The sequence below is a fragment of the Salinimicrobium terrae DSM 17865 genome, assembly GCF_000424665.1.
Classification (GTDB): Bacteria; Bacteroidota; Bacteroidia; order Flavobacteriales; family Flavobacteriaceae; genus Salinimicrobium; species Salinimicrobium terrae.
Map to the genome: position 1 here is coordinate 21,976 of NZ_AUKI01000003.1, position 13,980 is coordinate 35,955.

The following is a 13,980-nucleotide window of genomic DNA, read 5'->3' on the forward strand; positions in this document are numbered from 1 at the left end:
TGCACTGTTTTTGCAACATTTTAAGATAACGCAAAAATAGCATAATTTAACTTATATGTCTAAGGTTAAATATTATTACGACAGCGAGACGCTTTCCTATAAAAAGATAGAGCGCAAGAAGGGGCGCCGCCTTGGAATTGCTGCTCTCAGTGTACTGGGAGCCTTCCTTGCAGGCTTTATCCTCCTGGTCATTTACTTCAACATTCCGCAGCTCGAAACCCCTAAGGAAAAAGCACTTTCCAGGGAGCTCGATAACATGAAATTACAGTACAGTCTTCTTAATCGAAAGATGAAGCAAATTGAAAATGTGCTGGCAAATGTTGAAGACCGGGATAACAACATCTATCGTCTTTACTTCGAAGCCAATCCAATTCCCGAAGAACAGCGTCTTGCGGGATTTGGAGGTATTAACCGCTATAAGGACCTTGAAGGGTTTGACAATTCAAAACTTATAATAGACAGTCATAAAAAGCTTGACATGCTTACCAAAAGACTGGTGGTTCAATCCCGCTCCCTTGATGAAATCGTGGAGCTGGCTAATGACAAAGAAAATTTACTTGCCTCTATCCCTGCTATAGTGCCTATAAAAAATGAAAACCTTAGAAGAATGGCTTCAGGTTATGGATGGCGAACAGACCCTTTTACCAAGGTGAGAAAATTTCACTACGGAATGGATTTCACTGCCCCTCGCGGCACCCCGGTTTATGCAACAGGTGACGGCGTGGTAGAACGGGCAGATAATCGTTCCAGTGGTTACGGCAATCACATTAGAATTGATCACGGCTATGGTTACGTAAGCCTTTATGGTCACTTGTATAAATATAATGTGAGAAAAGGACAAAAAGTGCAACGAGGTGACCTTATTGGTTTCGTAGGCAGCACGGGCCGCTCACAAGCCCCTCACCTGCACTATGAAATTTTTAAGGATGGTGAAAAGATCAACCCTATCAACTTCTATTACGGGCAACTTTCTCCTGAAGAATATGACGAGATCCTGGAACAGGCACAACTGGAAAACCAATCTTTGGATTAATGCACGTAAACCTGCCCGATAAACTTTACTACGGAATTGGAGAAGTAGCCGAAGCTTTTAAGGTCAACACTTCTTTAATAAGGTTTTGGGAAAAGGAATTTGATGTAATAAAGCCTAAGAAAAACGCTAAGGGAAATCGAAAATTTACCAGGGAAGACATTAAAAATCTCGAATTGATCTTTCACTTGGTAAAAGAGAGAGGATTTACTCTGGAAGGTGCAAAAATCCATCTGAAGGAAGAGAAAAGCCGGAAAACATTGTCTAACTTTGAGATCATCAGAAAACTGGAGCATATTAAATCCACACTAATCAATCTAAAAAAAGAATTATAACATGAAAAAATGGCTCGTCCCCGTATTGATCATTGGGGCCATCGTTTTAGGAATTTATTTATTAACTGTTGGCAAATATAACACTGCCGTAGAAAGACAGGAAACTGCCCAAACTGCATGGTCGCAGGTAGAAAGTGCTTATCAGCGCCGTAGCGATCTGATTCCAAATCTTGTAAATACTGTAAAAGGAGCTGCAGATTTTGAAAGAGGAACTCTTACAGATGTCATTGAGGCCCGTGCACAGGCAACATCGGTCAATGTTGATGCAAGTAATATAACTGAAGAACAGCTTCAGCAATTTCAACAAGCCCAGGGGCAGGTTTCTTCTGCGCTTTCACGACTACTGGTAACTGTGGAGAGGTATCCTGAATTACGGGCTACAACTAACTTTCAGCAGTTACAGTCACAATTGGAAGGCACAGAGAATCGAATAAACGTGGAAAGGAACAGGTACAACCAGGAGGTTAGAGATTACAACACCTTCATTCGCAAATTCCCGAATAACGTCATTGTAGGCATGTACGATTTTGACAGGATGCCTCTTTTCGAATCTGATCCCGGAGCTGAAAGTGCACCCGAAGTAGATTTTGAATTTTAACTATGGCAAAAATTGAAGATTTCCTTTCTAAAGCAGGTGAAGCCGAAGTAGTAGCAGCCATTCAAAAGGCAGAACAAAAAACTTCGGGAGAAATTCGCGTGCATATTGAACACAGCTGCAAAGGCGATATTTGGGCTCGTGCCATGGAAGTTTTTCACTTGCTCAAAATGGACAACACAAAAGAGGACAATGGCGTACTTATTTATGTAGCTGTAGATGACAGGCAATTCGTCATCTACGGTGATAAAGGTATTAATGAAGCTGTTCCCAAGGATTTCTGGGAGACTACTAAAGAAGCCATAGTTGCACAGTTCAAAAAAGGTGATTTTAAACAAGGCTTAATCGACGGGATCTTAAGGGCAGGACACGAATTGCAGGAGCACTTCCCATGGAGCGGAGACAAAAATGAACTTTCGGATAAAATATCCAAATAATGAAATATTTACTTCGGAACTCCCTTCTTCTTTTCCTTTTACTGGGTGTTGGCATTAATGCAATTGCACAAAGGGATATTCCGCCAAGGCCTTCGATGGAGACCAGCGTTTATGATGAAGCCGGAGTACTCTCTGCGGATGAAGAAATGGCTCTGGAAAGAAAACTTGTTAATTACGCCGATACTACCTCAACGCAAATAGTTGTTGCCACCATCGAATCCCTGCAAGGGGAATATATTGGCACTTATGCCGCTGAATGGGCGCACGAATGGGGCATTGGTCAGGCAGAAGAAGACAATGGAATTCTCATACTCCTGGCTGAAGAAGAACGTAAGATATGGATTACCACCGGGTATGGAATTGAAAGCACTCTTACAGATGCCCTTTCAAAGCAGATCATAGAAGGTATTATTTTACCGGAGTTCAGAGCCGGAAGTTACTACCAGGGATTAAACCAGGGTACTACTGCTATTTTTGAGGTGCTGGATGGTACCTATCAGAGAACCAGGCAACCTTCGGGCGACGGGGCATCTCCCCGCTTCGTTGTTCTCGCACTCATTTTTATCGTTTTCCTTATTATTCTTAGCTCCCGAAACAAAAGGGGTGGTGGCCGTGGCGGATTTCGCCGTGGCGGCGGACTCCTCGACATCCTTGTTCTTAGCAGTCTTGGTCGTGGAGGCTTTGGCGGAGGCGGTGGCGGAGGAGGCTTTGGCGGAGGCGGAGGTTTCGGCGGCGGCTTTGGAGGCGGTGGCTTCGGCGGCGGCGGTGCCGGAGGAGGATGGTAAAATTAGTAGTCAGTGGCAGTGGGAAGGAAGTTAGCAGTATTCCGTGATCAGTACACAGTAAAGGTAAATGCGCCAAATTCATTTTATATAATCCAGATCTAGAATTAAAGCGCAGAGTTAAATGCGGGGCTAAAAAAATTGTACTGGACCGAGGGGCAAACTCTCCGTAGCCAGGCATTTTTAACACCGGGAAATAAATCAGAACCCAACAAAATCAAATACCACTCTCGTCATATATTGCAAATCCGCGACAATAAAAAAGCCTCCAATATTCCTTTGTGCTATTTACTGCCAACTGATACTTCAAACTGAATACTAAAAAACAAAGGGTTCCAAAAATGCTATTTTTGGATCCCTTTGTTTTTAATTTTTACTTCTTTCTGAAATATACAGAAACCGGAACTCCGGTAAAATCAAATTTTTCCCGTAATTTATTTTCCAGGTACCGCTTGTACGGATCTTTTACGTACTGCGGAAGATTACAGAAAAAAGCAAACTGCGGCTGGGGAGTAGGTAGCTGCATGCAAAATTTAATTTTTACATATTTGCCCTTGTAAGCAGGCGGAGGATAAGATTCAATGATAGGCAGCATCACCTCATTGAGTTCACTGGTCTTGATCTTTTTGCTTCGGTTATTGTAAACTTCTACAGCAGTTTCAATCGCTTTAAAGATTCGCTGCTTCGTCAAAACAGACATAAACACCACAGGCACATCTGTAAAAGGTTCCATTTCCTGACGAATCTTCGCCTCATATTCCTTCATGGTATTAGTCTCCTTTTCAAAAAGGTCCCATTTATTGACAAGAATGACGATTCCTTTCCTGTTACGCTGGGCAAGCCAGAAAATATTCTGAACCTGTCCATCAAAACCGCGGGTAGCATCCATAACTATTAAACAGACATCGCAGTGTTCGATTGCACGCACCGACCGCATAACAGAATAAAATTCAAGGTCTTCCTTTACCTTGGATTTTCTACGGATTCCCGCTGTATCCACAAGATTAAATTCGAAGCCAAAGCGGTTGTATTTGGTGTCAATAGAATCCCGGGTTGTACCGGCAATATCGGTCACTATATAGCGATCCTCCCCAATAAGGGAATTAATAAAAGAGGATTTTCCTGCATTGGGACGTCCAACTACCGCAAACCGGGGTAAATCGGCTTCTTCGGCACGTGTATCCTCCGGCAGAGCTTCTACCAGCGCATCCAGTAATTCACCTGTGCCACTTCCGCTTGTACTGGCAATGGGATAGTACTCACCTAGTCCCAGGGAATAAAATTCTACTGCATTTTCCAGTCGTTTGGAATTATCCACTTTATTTACCGCCAGAAAAACCGGCTTATTAACCTTGCGAAGCAGTTGAGCAACATCTTCATCCATAGGAGTTACACCTGTCTCTACATCTACCATGAATATAATAGCATCGGCCTCACCAATGGCGAGTTCCACCTGCTTATCAATTTCAGCTTCAAAAACATCATCACTTCCCAATACGTATCCCCCTGTATCAATTACAGAAAAATAACGGCCATTCCAGTCGGTTTTCCCATAGTGACGGTCGCGAGTCACTCCACTAACCGAATCAACAATGGCTTCACGGCGCTGAATCAACCGGTTAAAAAATGTGGATTTTCCTACGTTAGGTCTACCTACAATGGCTACAATACTGCTCATAATAATAACTTCTTAAATAAGGGTGCAAAATTAGGTGATTTTAAACGATTGCTCTGTACTTATAGTTGTCTAAATTTCAGGAATAACAGAGTTCAAAAATCTTCTGAAAAAAAATGTAGAGGTACCGAATTAAAAAGCCGAAGAAAAGAAATGAAACTTTATTTCTTATCTCCCGAGTACCCAAATCGGCGCAACTGTTTTGAATCACTGCGCCAGTTCTTATTAACCTTTACATATAGCTCCAGATGCACCTGCTTTCCAAAGAACTTTTCCAGATCTTTCCGCGCCTCTACTCCCACTCTCTTTAAAGCAGCACCTTTGTGACCAATTATAATTCCTTTTTGGGTTTCCCTTTCTACCATAATAATGCTCCGCATACGGATGATCTCTTCTTCTTCAAAAAATTCTTCAGTGTCTATTTCAACACTGTATGGAATTTCTTTTTTGTAATGCAGAAGGATTTTCTCCCGGACGATCTCATTGACAAAAAAGCGCTCCGGCTTATCTGTAAGGGTGTCTTTTGGATAAAAGGGAGGAGAATCGGGCAGAAGTTCCACGATCCTGTTGAACACCTGGGGCACATTAAATCCTTGTAACGCAGAAACGGGAAAGATCTCGGCATTAGGAACCTTTTCCTGCCACAACTGCACCTGCTCTTCCAGCTGTTCCTGATTGGATTTATCGATCTTGTTAAGAAGCAGTAAAACAGGAATTTCTGAATTTATGATCTTGTGGAAGAAAGATTCATCCTTAAGTTCCTTTTCTCCGATTTCTACCATATAGATCAAAACATCGGCATCTTCAAAAGCAGATTTTACAAAATCCATCATAGACTCCTGAAGTTGATAAGCAGGTTTAATAATCCCCGGAGTATCACTGAGGATCATCTGGAAATCTTCTCCATTTACAATTCCAAGGATGCGATGCCTCGTGGTTTGAGCTTTAGAGGTAATAATGCTCAATTTTTCCCCAACAAAGGCATTCATAAGAGTGGATTTCCCCACGTTAGGGTTTCCAATAATATTAACAAATCCAGCTTTATGCGACATAATTCCTTTTTTCTTTACAAAGATACTTATTTATAATACGAGGTAACCACATGGAGAGGACAAGTCGTTTTTCCAGAGCGAATAAAGATGTTCCCTACAGTAGAACCATTTCCCCACGCAACTCCTTTTAACAGATTATTATAACTAGTAGAGGTTCACTTTTGTAAATTTGAAACTATTAATTACCAAAATTAGAAAATAATGAAAAAAATTATGATCTTGTTTTTCACCATTGGTCTTTTGGCTTCATGTGGTGATGACGAAAAAGAAAGTCTTTCCCAGGAGTTTGATGAGCTAATGGTGCAAAACGATAGCCTCCAGGCCGTACATTCAGAATTTGAGTCTACGCATCAAACAATTCAGCAAAATCACCAGGAGCTTTTGGAACAGTTGGATACTTTACAGGTTTCAGATTCTACTTTTTTCGATCAAATGGCACAAAATGAAGTGATTATCAAAAAACATGAAGGAATTCTGGCGGGCCATGAGGAATTAATGGATGGACATCAGGATCTTAAGAATAACTTTGGAAATTTGAGCAGTTCGGAGATGAAAGCGCAGATTTCAAAGATGAAAGAGGTGCATAGTACCATGATGGAAGAGCACAGCAACATGAGAAATGAGCACGAAGAAATGATGAACAAACACGACGAAATTCGTAAAAATATCATTGACAGCAACAGGGAAGACATATAGGTCGACTCGCCACAAATTCAGAATTTTCAAAATACATCTATTCCCATAGTATTCAAAAAAGGTACTATGGGAATATTTTTTTAAATATCTATACTTTTAATATTCAGCACGTTATTTCCAAGAATTTTCACCGAGATAAGTAAGGTTCGCTGTCCCGGAATAATCTCCTGAACCCGGAATTCATTGATCTTCCCTGTAATGTTCATCCCATCTGCTACCTCGAGACCGGCAGCGAATCGCTGATTTAGTGTTTCAAGCTTTTCAAGTACTATAGGGCGTATATCAAATTTCATTTTTTCCTTTAATTTGGAATACATAAAGTTATTGATAAGGGTCTCCACCACCTTATCAACAAACCATCCGTTTTTTACCCCTTCAAGTTTGTACCGGCGAATCTGTACCTCCTGGTCTATTTCCTTAAAAGAGAGGGAAAGATGCACCACGGCTTTTATCACCTTATTTTTAAAAAATGTTGTTAGAAGATTTAACTGTACATGAACGGCCAGATCAAAATCTTCCAAAGGACTGCGCACAAGGTTGATCATTTGAATTCGTGCATGGTCTGAAGTTTCTCCATTCGCCTTGCCTTTACTAAGAACCTTACCCAGTAATTTCTTTTGAAGATAAGTCTCAAGTACCTTATAATCAATTTTTACCGGCAATCCTAGAATTACGTTATACTTATTTTCAGAACTTGTTCCTTCCATAGTTGTTCAGTTGCATAAAAATAAAAGATAATGAATTTCAAATTCCCAGTCAACTTCCTTTTAAAGCTTAGAAATTTTTAACGGAAAGAAGATGATGAGTAATGGGTTTTGTATTTTTACAAATCTTAAAACCATCTTTTATGCCACTCATTCTTCCAGTAGAAGAAAAAAATCCGCAGTTTGGGGAAAACTGTTTTATAGCCGATAATGCTACTGTTGTTGGAGACGTTGAAATGGGTAGGGACTGCTCAATATGGTTTACTGCCGTAGTAAGAGGAGATGTAAATTCGATTCGCATAGGTTCCAGGACGAACATCCAGGATGGAGCTGTAATTCACTGCACCTACAAGAAGGCAGCCACTACCATTGGCAATGATGTTTCTATTGGGCACCGGGCTATTGTTCACGGTTGCCGGGTAGAAGACAACGTGCTAATAGGAATGGGAGCAATTGTTATGGATGATGCCGTAGTACAGGAAGGCTGTATAATAGCAGCTGGGGCAGTAGTATTAGAAAAGACAGTTTGTGAAGCCGGACATATTTATGCAGAAGTTCCTGCAAAAAAGATAAAGAAATTGTCTAAAGAACAGATTGCTAATTTGAAAAAGACAGCAGCAAATTACATAATGTACAGTAGCTGGTTTGAGGAAAAGCAAGGTTAAAACCTACTGCTAGAGAGACCACAACCTGTGCAGGGAAAGAATAAGAATAATTCCTGCCACAGCTGCAAGGATAAACAAACCAATAAAACGCACATTGGAATTATTTATAAGTTTTATGATATCATGTTTTGACATAGATCCATTTTACGTCTTGAAACGCAAATAAAGTGCCAGAAGCAACAGACTATGGAAATAATTTCCTTTACAAAATGTTTCGTGATTAATCTTATATTGTACCAAAATCCTCACAGTTATTAATGAAGGTCAATTCAGATTTTGTATGGGCAGTTATCTTGCTGATAGTGGCAGCAGCTTCTTTCTTCCTTGGCATTAAAAAAGAAAATTTAAAATCGGAAGAACTGCTTGATGAAAAACTTGAGGAAATCAGGGTTCTGGAGAATAAGAATCAGCAACTTTCGGAAGAATTAATTTCTCGAGGAATTTACAGTTATCCACAGGCGAGCATAATTCCAAAAATGGAGGATTCTGTGGCTATGGTCCTTATCTCGCTCAATGGAAAAGATCCAATTAAAAACTTAAGGTTAAGAAGAAATGTTTTCTTCAATTACTCTGCCATGGGATCTTTCCAACCCTCACAAGAAGGAAGATTAACCGATTTAGGTGATTTAAAACCTCACAATCCTTCGGCTTTTGACATTCCTTTGCAAGGAGATGAAGTTGCCTTGAATCTGGAATATGAATCAAAAAATGATACGTGGCAGCAATATATTTGGATCAAAAAATCCGGGGAGGGCCAAATCAAATTATTTTGGATTATTACCAACGAAAGTTCAGTGGTGATAGACAAACACGTTGATCCCGGTTTTCATTTGGATTCAGAAGAAAAGGTGGTGCCATGGGATGATCAAAAAATCAATTATTCCAATATAGAAATGAATTCCATTTTTCCTCCAAACAACTAAACCCGGACTTCCTTTAAACCTACGGAAACCGGAGGTGTATTGATGATCACAGCTTTGGCCACTAAACTGGAAACAGCTGCATCCCCCGAGACATTTACAACAGTCCTACACATATCAAGTGGTCTGTCAACCCCGAAGATAAGGGCTAAACCGGCTTCCGGTATTCCCGCCTGGGCCAGTACGATCACCAGCATTACCATTCCGGCACCCGGTACTGCGGCAGATCCTATTGAGGCCAGCGTCGCAGTAAGTATAATTCCTAATTGGGTGCCAAGAGAAAGTTCAAGTCCAAAAGCCTGGGCTATAAAAACTGCTGCAACGGCCTGGTAGAGGCTTGTTCCATCCATATTTATAGTCGCTCCAACCGGAAGAACAAAACTCGCCACTTCCTTTGGCACCCCAAGATGTTCCGTCACCCTTTCCATAGTTACCGGAAGGGTCGCGGCACTGGAACTTGTTGAAAAGGCCAGTAATTGAGCAGGAGCTATCCCCCTGAAAAAGGAGAGAGGTGATCTCTTAGTAAAGAAATATACCATTAGCGCATAAACACCGATCATTAGGAGCAATCCCAGAATAACAGTAATGGCATACATGCCCAGGGCCGCAAAAAGGTCCAGGCTGGGGGCATCAATAACCAGAGTCGCTAAAAGGGCAAACACCCCTACAGGTGCGGCCATCATGATAACATCAATCATCTTAAGGATAACCTCGTTAAAACTATCGAAGAAATCCTTTACCGGTTTTGCCGTATCTCCTGGAATAAGTATTAACCCCACTCCCACCATAAGAGCAAAGAATATCACCTGGAGCATATTTCTGTTATCTGCAGCGGCTCCCATGAAATTTTCGGGTACAATATCCACAATACCCTGTAAAGGACCAGTCTCCTGCTGTACTACAGCTTTAGAAATATTTGTTGAAGCCTCAGTTTCATAGCTTGAAAGGAGATCCATTCTTGTTTCTTCTGAAATAGAAGCACCCGGTTCAATGAGGTTGACCAGAATTAAACCTATACAAACTGCTGTTATAGTGGTGAGAATAAAAGTAAAGACCGTCCGGAATCCCATTTTTGAAAGGTTAGAAAGATCCTTAAGATCAGAAACACCTTTGATAAGGGAGGCAAGGATAAGAGGAACTGCAATTAGCTTCAGTGCATTAATAAAAATGTTGCCGAAAGGTTTAATCCAATCCCGGACAAAAGAAGGACCCCATGTAAACTGCGCCAAAGCCAGACCTACTAATACACCGAAGCTCATCCCTATGAGGATTTGCCAGTGCATAGGGATATTTTTTTTCCTCATAACCTTCAGAGATAATTTATACCCTTAAACAGGACAGGCTTAATTCAAATTTCATATCTCTTTAAGAACCAGATAAGTTGTATAGACTAGGTAAATTAGAAGTAATACACCCGCTTCCCATCTTTCGAGCGTTCTCTTTCCACCAAGGAACATGAATAAAAACAACAGAGCGGTACCTCCAAACAGGAGATAGAGGTCAGTATTAAAAACAGCATCATAGCCAATTGGCCTCAGCAGCGCACTTAGCCCCAGGATAAAGAAAATATTAAAGATGTTCGAGCCAATGATGTTACCCACTGCGATGTCATTGTTCTTCTTAAAAGCCGCAATAACAGAAGTGGCTAACTCGGGCAAGGAAGTACCGGCGGCCACAATGGTAATACCAATGATCTTCTCACTCACTCCAAGAGTTCCGGCAATTTGCATGGCACTTTCTACAACCAGCCTTCCTCCCAGGATTAAACCTGCAAGTCCAAGAATAATAAATCCGAAGATTTTAGTATTAGACTTTTCCTTCTCTACCCCAACAGAGGTCGCGGGCACGTCTTTTAATTGCTTATAGACATAAAAAAGAAACGCCAGAAAGAATAGAATTAGAACTAAAGCATCCCACCTGCCTAAAGAACCTTCCTGATCAACAAAAAAGTCATTAACCAGAAAATAAAGTACTACAGCAGCAAGTAAGGAGATCGGAATTTCTTTCCATACAGTTGTTTGTTGAACTAACAGAGGAGAAATCAACCCTGCCACTCCCAGGATAAACAGAAGGTTGAAGTTATTACTTCCAATCACATTGGCAAAGACAATATCCTCGTGTCCTTGATAGGCCGCAACCGCGTTCACCACCAGCTCTGGTGCCGAGGTTCCAAAAGCTACTATGGTAAGACCAATGGCGAGATCGGATATCTTTTTCTTACGGGCGAAGGCAGAGGAGTTTTCCACAAGCCATCCTGCCCCTTTTATTAGTAGTATAAGCCCAATTACAAGCAGTAAAAATTGTAGTATCATGAATAATTTTAGGAAAATATAGTTAAATTATTTTTTTTAAGCACATTATTAAGGAGAAGAGATCACCCGAAAGCTATCTCTTTTCTTCTCAAACCTTTACGCAGCAGAATTTAAATTTGGACGCAAACTAATTAACGCATTGATGGTACGATTCCACTTTTCTGCATGTTTCAATTCATAATCCTGCATATAAGTTTCTTCACAGTTGTAAAGGTTTACAATCTGCATTGTACCGTTATGCAACTTCAACTGGAGATCTAATCGTTGCAGGATGGTCTCTGTACGTTGTTCTATTTTCAAGGTCTGGACTTCCTGAAGAATTTCGCACGTGCATACCTGCTTAAGATCAATAATTTCTGAAACCAGTTCTGTTCTCTTTTTTTGAACCAGTAAAATCTTGTTTTTTTCTTTGTCAAGGCCAATAATGTTATTGTTCCAACTATCTTTTTCCTCAAAACGAAGCTGATGCTTCTTGGTTTCTTCTGAAAATTTATTTTTTAATCTGCCGGATTCTTTTCGACCAATCAGAATAAAAAGAAAATAAGATAAAAATACTGCTGCCACGAGGACAAAGTCGACGAATAATATATCAAGTTTCATTTCTTTAAATTTAAATTTTAAATACTGCATTATTGTACCTATCAACAGTTGAAGGTACCAGGAAAGGTGAATTTCACCTTTGCCATTTTATGAGCTAATTCAATCTAAAGAAAGACATGAAAGGGAAAAATTATCTCCTTCACCCCCAAACCTGGAACAATATTGTGGGAACGTTTAAGATAATGAAGAGAAGTAGTAGTATGATTTGCACTGTGTGCCTCAAAAAGTTCAGGGAAATAAAAAGATCCTTTTACAAAAACCAGGCTCTTCTGACTCGGGAGAATAAAATCGAAAAGATTTTCAACCTCCTCTCCTGCTAACGGAGTACTTATTAATTCCTGCAGACCATCGCGATCTTCGGAAGTTAGAAAACCTTGATTAGCTGAAAATATTGAGTTACTGTTGCCGAAAAGCATCAGGAACAGGAGAACCACCCGGGGTGATATAAAAATATTTTTCAGCATTTTCATGATCAAATGTACTACATAGTTATGTTAAAAAAACATGCGTTAATCAACAACCAAAAAAATAATTTTTCCGCAATTTCCAAACGTAAAAAAGCCATAGGAGAATCTAAAATTTGAGTCTGGACAGTAACTTCAAATTTGTCCAGGAGCTGAATAAGTTAAAATTTCCTGCTCCTTATCCCGAACAAGATTATTAAATCCCATAATAGAAAATGATGAAAGAAGGTCAAATAATAAAATCAGTGTAACTATTTATTTCAAGGTAAAACGTTAATAATTTAATCTAATTTGTCAAAATTAGCCTTTCGGGGGGTGATGAACTGTATTTCGAAAATTATGGAAATACATATCTTTGGATTGGAAACCAGTTTTTCGGTAGTACAACTGAAGAAGTGCGGAGAATTGAATCAATCAACTAAGACAAATTGAACTAAGGTTAATCCAAATGCCCATTTATGTCTAAACAATCAAAAAAAGATATCCTTCAACTACGGAACTTAAATTTTGACCTCGCCAATTATTTTTCTAATACTATTATTCCTCAATTGTTTGTAGATGCAGACATGATTTTAAGAGTTTTTACTCCGCCGGCAATGAAACAATTTTCATTGTCCTATGATGATATCGGCAGAAATATTGAAGATGTAAAAGATAACATCAGATATCCTACAATTGCTGAAAATATACAGGAGGTAATAACCACTAATCATGTATTTGAAAAGGAAATCCAAACTACAGAAGGCAACTGGTTTCAAATGAATATCGTGCCGTACGTGGATCATGAAGATGATAGTACAAATGGGGTAATAGTCACATTCGTTGATATTAATAAAAGGTTAAATGCCATAAAAGAGCTGGAAAAAGTCAATGCACAACATCAGGTATTACTATACGCATTATCTCATGATGTAAAACAACCTATATCAACTCTTAAGTTGCTTACCACCGGACTTAGGGAAACGTACAAGCGAAAGGATAAGGAGCAGTTCAATCTTATGTTAGACAGGTTAGAAACCACCTCTGATGGAATTAATTCTCTGTTAAATGAGTATGCCCTGAACGGAGAAGCAAATCTACAACAGAGCGAAGATCTCATCGATCTTGAAATCATCAGTCAAAATGTTCTGGATGCTCTTAGAGATGAAATTAAAAACAATAATATTACTATTAATAAGAATTTTAAAGCTCCAAAAATTATATTTCCAAAGAATAATCTAAGGAGCATAATTTATAATCTATTGCATAATGCTATTAAGTATCGGGATCATGACCGTACTTCTGTTATTGATATAAATACTTTCCAAGTAAAAGGCTCTGTGGTCTTCAGTGTCGAGGACAATGGTATTGGAATTGACCAAGAGGATCAGGAAAAAATCTTTGAGAAGTCTTCAAGAATAAATAAAGAGATAGAGGGAACAGGTATGGGATTGTATATCATCAAAAAGATGCTCGAAGCCAATAAAGCCTGGATTGAAGTCAATAGTACTGTTGGAAAAGGAACCAGTTTCCAGGTATTTTTTAAGCATGAGAATGAGTAGATTACCAAAGTCAGATATTAATATTAAAATCTCATGTTTCCAGGATAGAAAGCTTCAGAAGTATCAGGATATGAATTGCCTCCACCTGATCTTAGATCTGGAAGGCAAGGAAATTATATAATAACTTATACAGCTACTTCAAAGAGATAGACCGGCAAGGGAAAGACACCAG

General features: G+C 39.6%; 17 protein-coding genes. 9 read left to right on the plus strand and 8 right to left on the minus strand.

The genetic code is table 11. The features are described from left to right. Positions 1-55: 55 nt before the first annotated feature. From H148_RS0101160 to H148_RS0101180, 5 genes are read left to right on the plus strand one after another with little or no spacing between them, the layout of a single operon-like run. Positions 56-1,033, plus strand: coding sequence for a M23 family metallopeptidase (locus H148_RS0101160; protein WP_029033155.1), 978 nt, complete (start codon positions 56-58; stop codon positions 1,031-1,033). Continuing rightward, entirely contained in the window at positions 1,033-1,365 is a 333-nt protein-coding gene (locus tag H148_RS0101165) for a MerR family transcriptional regulator (protein ID WP_029033156.1), read from the plus strand. Before H148_RS0101160 ends, H148_RS0101165 begins: the two co-directional genes overlap by 1 nt. A 1-nt stretch (position 1,366) precedes the next feature. Beyond that, entirely contained in the window at positions 1,367-1,963 is a 597-nt protein-coding gene (locus tag H148_RS0101170) for a LemA family protein (protein ID WP_029033157.1), read from the plus strand. Positions 1,964-1,965: 2 nt separating this feature from the next. Beyond that, a complete protein-coding gene (locus tag H148_RS0101175) occupies positions 1,966-2,397 on the plus strand; it encodes a TPM domain-containing protein (protein ID WP_029033158.1) in 432 nt (143 codons plus the stop codon). After that, a complete protein-coding gene (locus H148_RS0101180) occupies positions 2,397-3,182 on the plus strand; it encodes a TPM domain-containing protein (RefSeq protein WP_029033159.1) in 786 nt (261 codons plus the stop codon). Before H148_RS0101175 ends, H148_RS0101180 begins: the two co-directional genes overlap by 1 nt. A 370-nt stretch (positions 3,183-3,552) precedes the next feature. Here H148_RS0101180 and der read toward each other — a convergent pair whose 3' ends face one another. Both der and era read right to left on the minus strand, forming a co-directional pair. Continuing rightward, entirely contained in the window at positions 3,553-4,857 is a 1,305-nt protein-coding gene (der, locus tag H148_RS0101185) for a ribosome biogenesis GTPase Der (protein ID WP_029033160.1), read from the minus strand. A gap of 158 nt (positions 4,858-5,015) precedes the next feature. Continuing rightward, positions 5,016-5,906 carry a GTPase Era gene (era, locus tag H148_RS0101190; protein ID WP_029033161.1) on the minus strand — a complete coding sequence of 297 codons (891 nt, stop codon included), beginning with the start codon at positions 5,904-5,906 and terminating at the stop codon, positions 5,016-5,018. A gap of 201 nt (positions 5,907-6,107) precedes the next feature. Between era and H148_RS0101195 the strand changes: the two genes are divergently transcribed. Further along, positions 6,108-6,602: a hypothetical protein gene (locus H148_RS0101195; RefSeq protein WP_029033162.1), complete on the plus strand. Its 495-nt coding sequence runs from the start codon at positions 6,108-6,110 to the stop codon at positions 6,600-6,602. A gap of 80 nt (positions 6,603-6,682) precedes the next feature. Here the strand turns inward: H148_RS0101195 and H148_RS0101200 are convergent, their stop codons facing one another. Continuing rightward, entirely contained in the window at positions 6,683-7,309 is a 627-nt protein-coding gene (locus H148_RS0101200) for a DUF4403 family protein (RefSeq protein ID WP_029033163.1), read from the minus strand. A gap of 140 nt (positions 7,310-7,449) precedes the next feature. Here H148_RS0101200 and H148_RS0101205 point away from each other — a divergent pair, with 140 nt between their 5' ends. Further along, on the plus strand, positions 7,450-7,971 hold the full coding sequence (locus tag H148_RS0101205) for a gamma carbonic anhydrase family protein (protein WP_029033164.1): 522 nt from the start codon (positions 7,450-7,452) through the stop codon (positions 7,969-7,971). 9 nt (positions 7,972-7,980) lie between these two features. Here the strand turns inward: H148_RS0101205 and H148_RS18930 are convergent, their stop codons facing one another. After that, positions 7,981-8,106 carry a hypothetical protein gene (locus tag H148_RS18930; RefSeq protein ID WP_281169084.1) on the minus strand — a complete coding sequence of 42 codons (126 nt, stop codon included), beginning with the start codon at positions 8,104-8,106 and terminating at the stop codon, positions 7,981-7,983. 122 nt (positions 8,107-8,228) lie between these two features. Between H148_RS18930 and H148_RS0101215 the strand changes: the two genes are divergently transcribed. Continuing rightward, positions 8,229-8,894 (plus strand): hypothetical protein, encoded by a 666-nt coding sequence (locus H148_RS0101215; RefSeq protein WP_029033165.1) that lies wholly within the window; start codon positions 8,229-8,231, stop codon positions 8,892-8,894. Here the strand turns inward: H148_RS0101215 and H148_RS17000 are convergent. From H148_RS17000 to H148_RS0101235, 4 genes are all read right to left on the minus strand, one after another. Beyond that, the gene (locus H148_RS17000; RefSeq protein ID WP_051286112.1) at positions 8,891-10,174 is read right to left on the minus strand and encodes a dicarboxylate/amino acid:cation symporter; all 1,284 of its coding nucleotides are present in this window, start codon (positions 10,172-10,174) and stop codon (positions 8,891-8,893) included. The genes H148_RS0101215 and H148_RS17000 overlap by 4 nt on opposite strands. Positions 10,175-10,246: 72 nt before the next feature. Then, complete coding sequence (locus H148_RS0101225) at positions 10,247-11,203, minus strand: calcium/sodium antiporter (protein ID WP_029033166.1); 957 nt, start codon at positions 11,201-11,203, stop codon at positions 10,247-10,249. Between the two features lie 96 nt (positions 11,204-11,299). Beyond that, a complete protein-coding gene (locus tag H148_RS0101230; RefSeq protein WP_156877180.1) occupies positions 11,300-11,803 on the minus strand; it encodes a hypothetical protein in 504 nt (167 codons plus the stop codon). Between the two features lie 104 nt (positions 11,804-11,907). Next, the gene (locus H148_RS0101235) at positions 11,908-12,273 is read right to left on the minus strand and encodes a hypothetical protein (RefSeq protein WP_029033168.1); all 366 of its coding nucleotides are present in this window, start codon (positions 12,271-12,273) and stop codon (positions 11,908-11,910) included. 452 nt (positions 12,274-12,725) lie between these two features. Here H148_RS0101235 and H148_RS0101245 point away from each other — a divergent pair, with 452 nt between their 5' ends. Further along, complete coding sequence (locus tag H148_RS0101245) at positions 12,726-13,808, plus strand: sensor histidine kinase (protein ID WP_029033169.1); 1,083 nt, start codon at positions 12,726-12,728, stop codon at positions 13,806-13,808. The last annotated feature ends 172 nt before the right edge of the window (positions 13,809-13,980 follow it).

Bases quoted from the DNA above. Each gene is read 5' to 3' on its own strand.
- H148_RS0101215 (WP_029033165.1), top strand. From the start codon at position 8,229: ATGAAGGTCAATTCAGATTTTGTATGGGCAGTTATCTTGCTGATAGTG.
- era (WP_029033161.1), bottom strand. From the start codon at position 5,906: ATGTCGCATAAAGCTGGATTTGTTAATATTATTGGAAACCCTAACGTG.
- H148_RS0101195 (WP_029033162.1), top strand. From the start codon at position 6,108: ATGAAAAAAATTATGATCTTGTTTTTCACCATTGGTCTTTTGGCTTCA.
- H148_RS17000 (WP_051286112.1), bottom strand. From the start codon at position 10,174: ATGCACTGGCAAATCCTCATAGGGATGAGCTTCGGTGTATTAGTAGGT.
- H148_RS0101200 (WP_029033163.1), bottom strand. From the start codon at position 7,309: ATGGAAGGAACAAGTTCTGAAAATAAGTATAACGTAATTCTAGGATTG.
- H148_RS0101175 (WP_029033158.1), top strand. From the start codon at position 1,966: ATGGCAAAAATTGAAGATTTCCTTTCTAAAGCAGGTGAAGCCGAAGTA.
- H148_RS0101165 (WP_029033156.1), top strand. From the start codon at position 1,033: ATGCACGTAAACCTGCCCGATAAACTTTACTACGGAATTGGAGAAGTA.
- H148_RS0101205 (WP_029033164.1), top strand. From the start codon at position 7,450: ATGCCACTCATTCTTCCAGTAGAAGAAAAAAATCCGCAGTTTGGGGAA.
- H148_RS0101225 (WP_029033166.1), bottom strand. From the start codon at position 11,203: ATGATACTACAATTTTTACTGCTTGTAATTGGGCTTATACTACTAATA.
- H148_RS0101180 (WP_029033159.1), top strand. From the start codon at position 2,397: ATGAAATATTTACTTCGGAACTCCCTTCTTCTTTTCCTTTTACTGGGT.
- H148_RS18930 (WP_281169084.1), bottom strand. From the start codon at position 8,106: ATGTCAAAACATGATATCATAAAACTTATAAATAATTCCAATGTGCGT.
- der (WP_029033160.1), bottom strand. From the start codon at position 4,857: ATGAGCAGTATTGTAGCCATTGTAGGTAGACCTAACGTAGGAAAATCC.
- H148_RS0101235 (WP_029033168.1), bottom strand. From the start codon at position 12,273: ATGAAAATGCTGAAAAATATTTTTATATCACCCCGGGTGGTTCTCCTG.
- H148_RS0101245 (WP_029033169.1), top strand. From the start codon at position 12,726: ATGTCTAAACAATCAAAAAAAGATATCCTTCAACTACGGAACTTAAAT.
- H148_RS0101170 (WP_029033157.1), top strand. From the start codon at position 1,367: ATGAAAAAATGGCTCGTCCCCGTATTGATCATTGGGGCCATCGTTTTA.
- H148_RS0101230 (WP_156877180.1), bottom strand. From the start codon at position 11,803: ATGAAACTTGATATATTATTCGTCGACTTTGTCCTCGTGGCAGCAGTA.
- H148_RS0101160 (WP_029033155.1), top strand. From the start codon at position 56: ATGTCTAAGGTTAAATATTATTACGACAGCGAGACGCTTTCCTATAAA.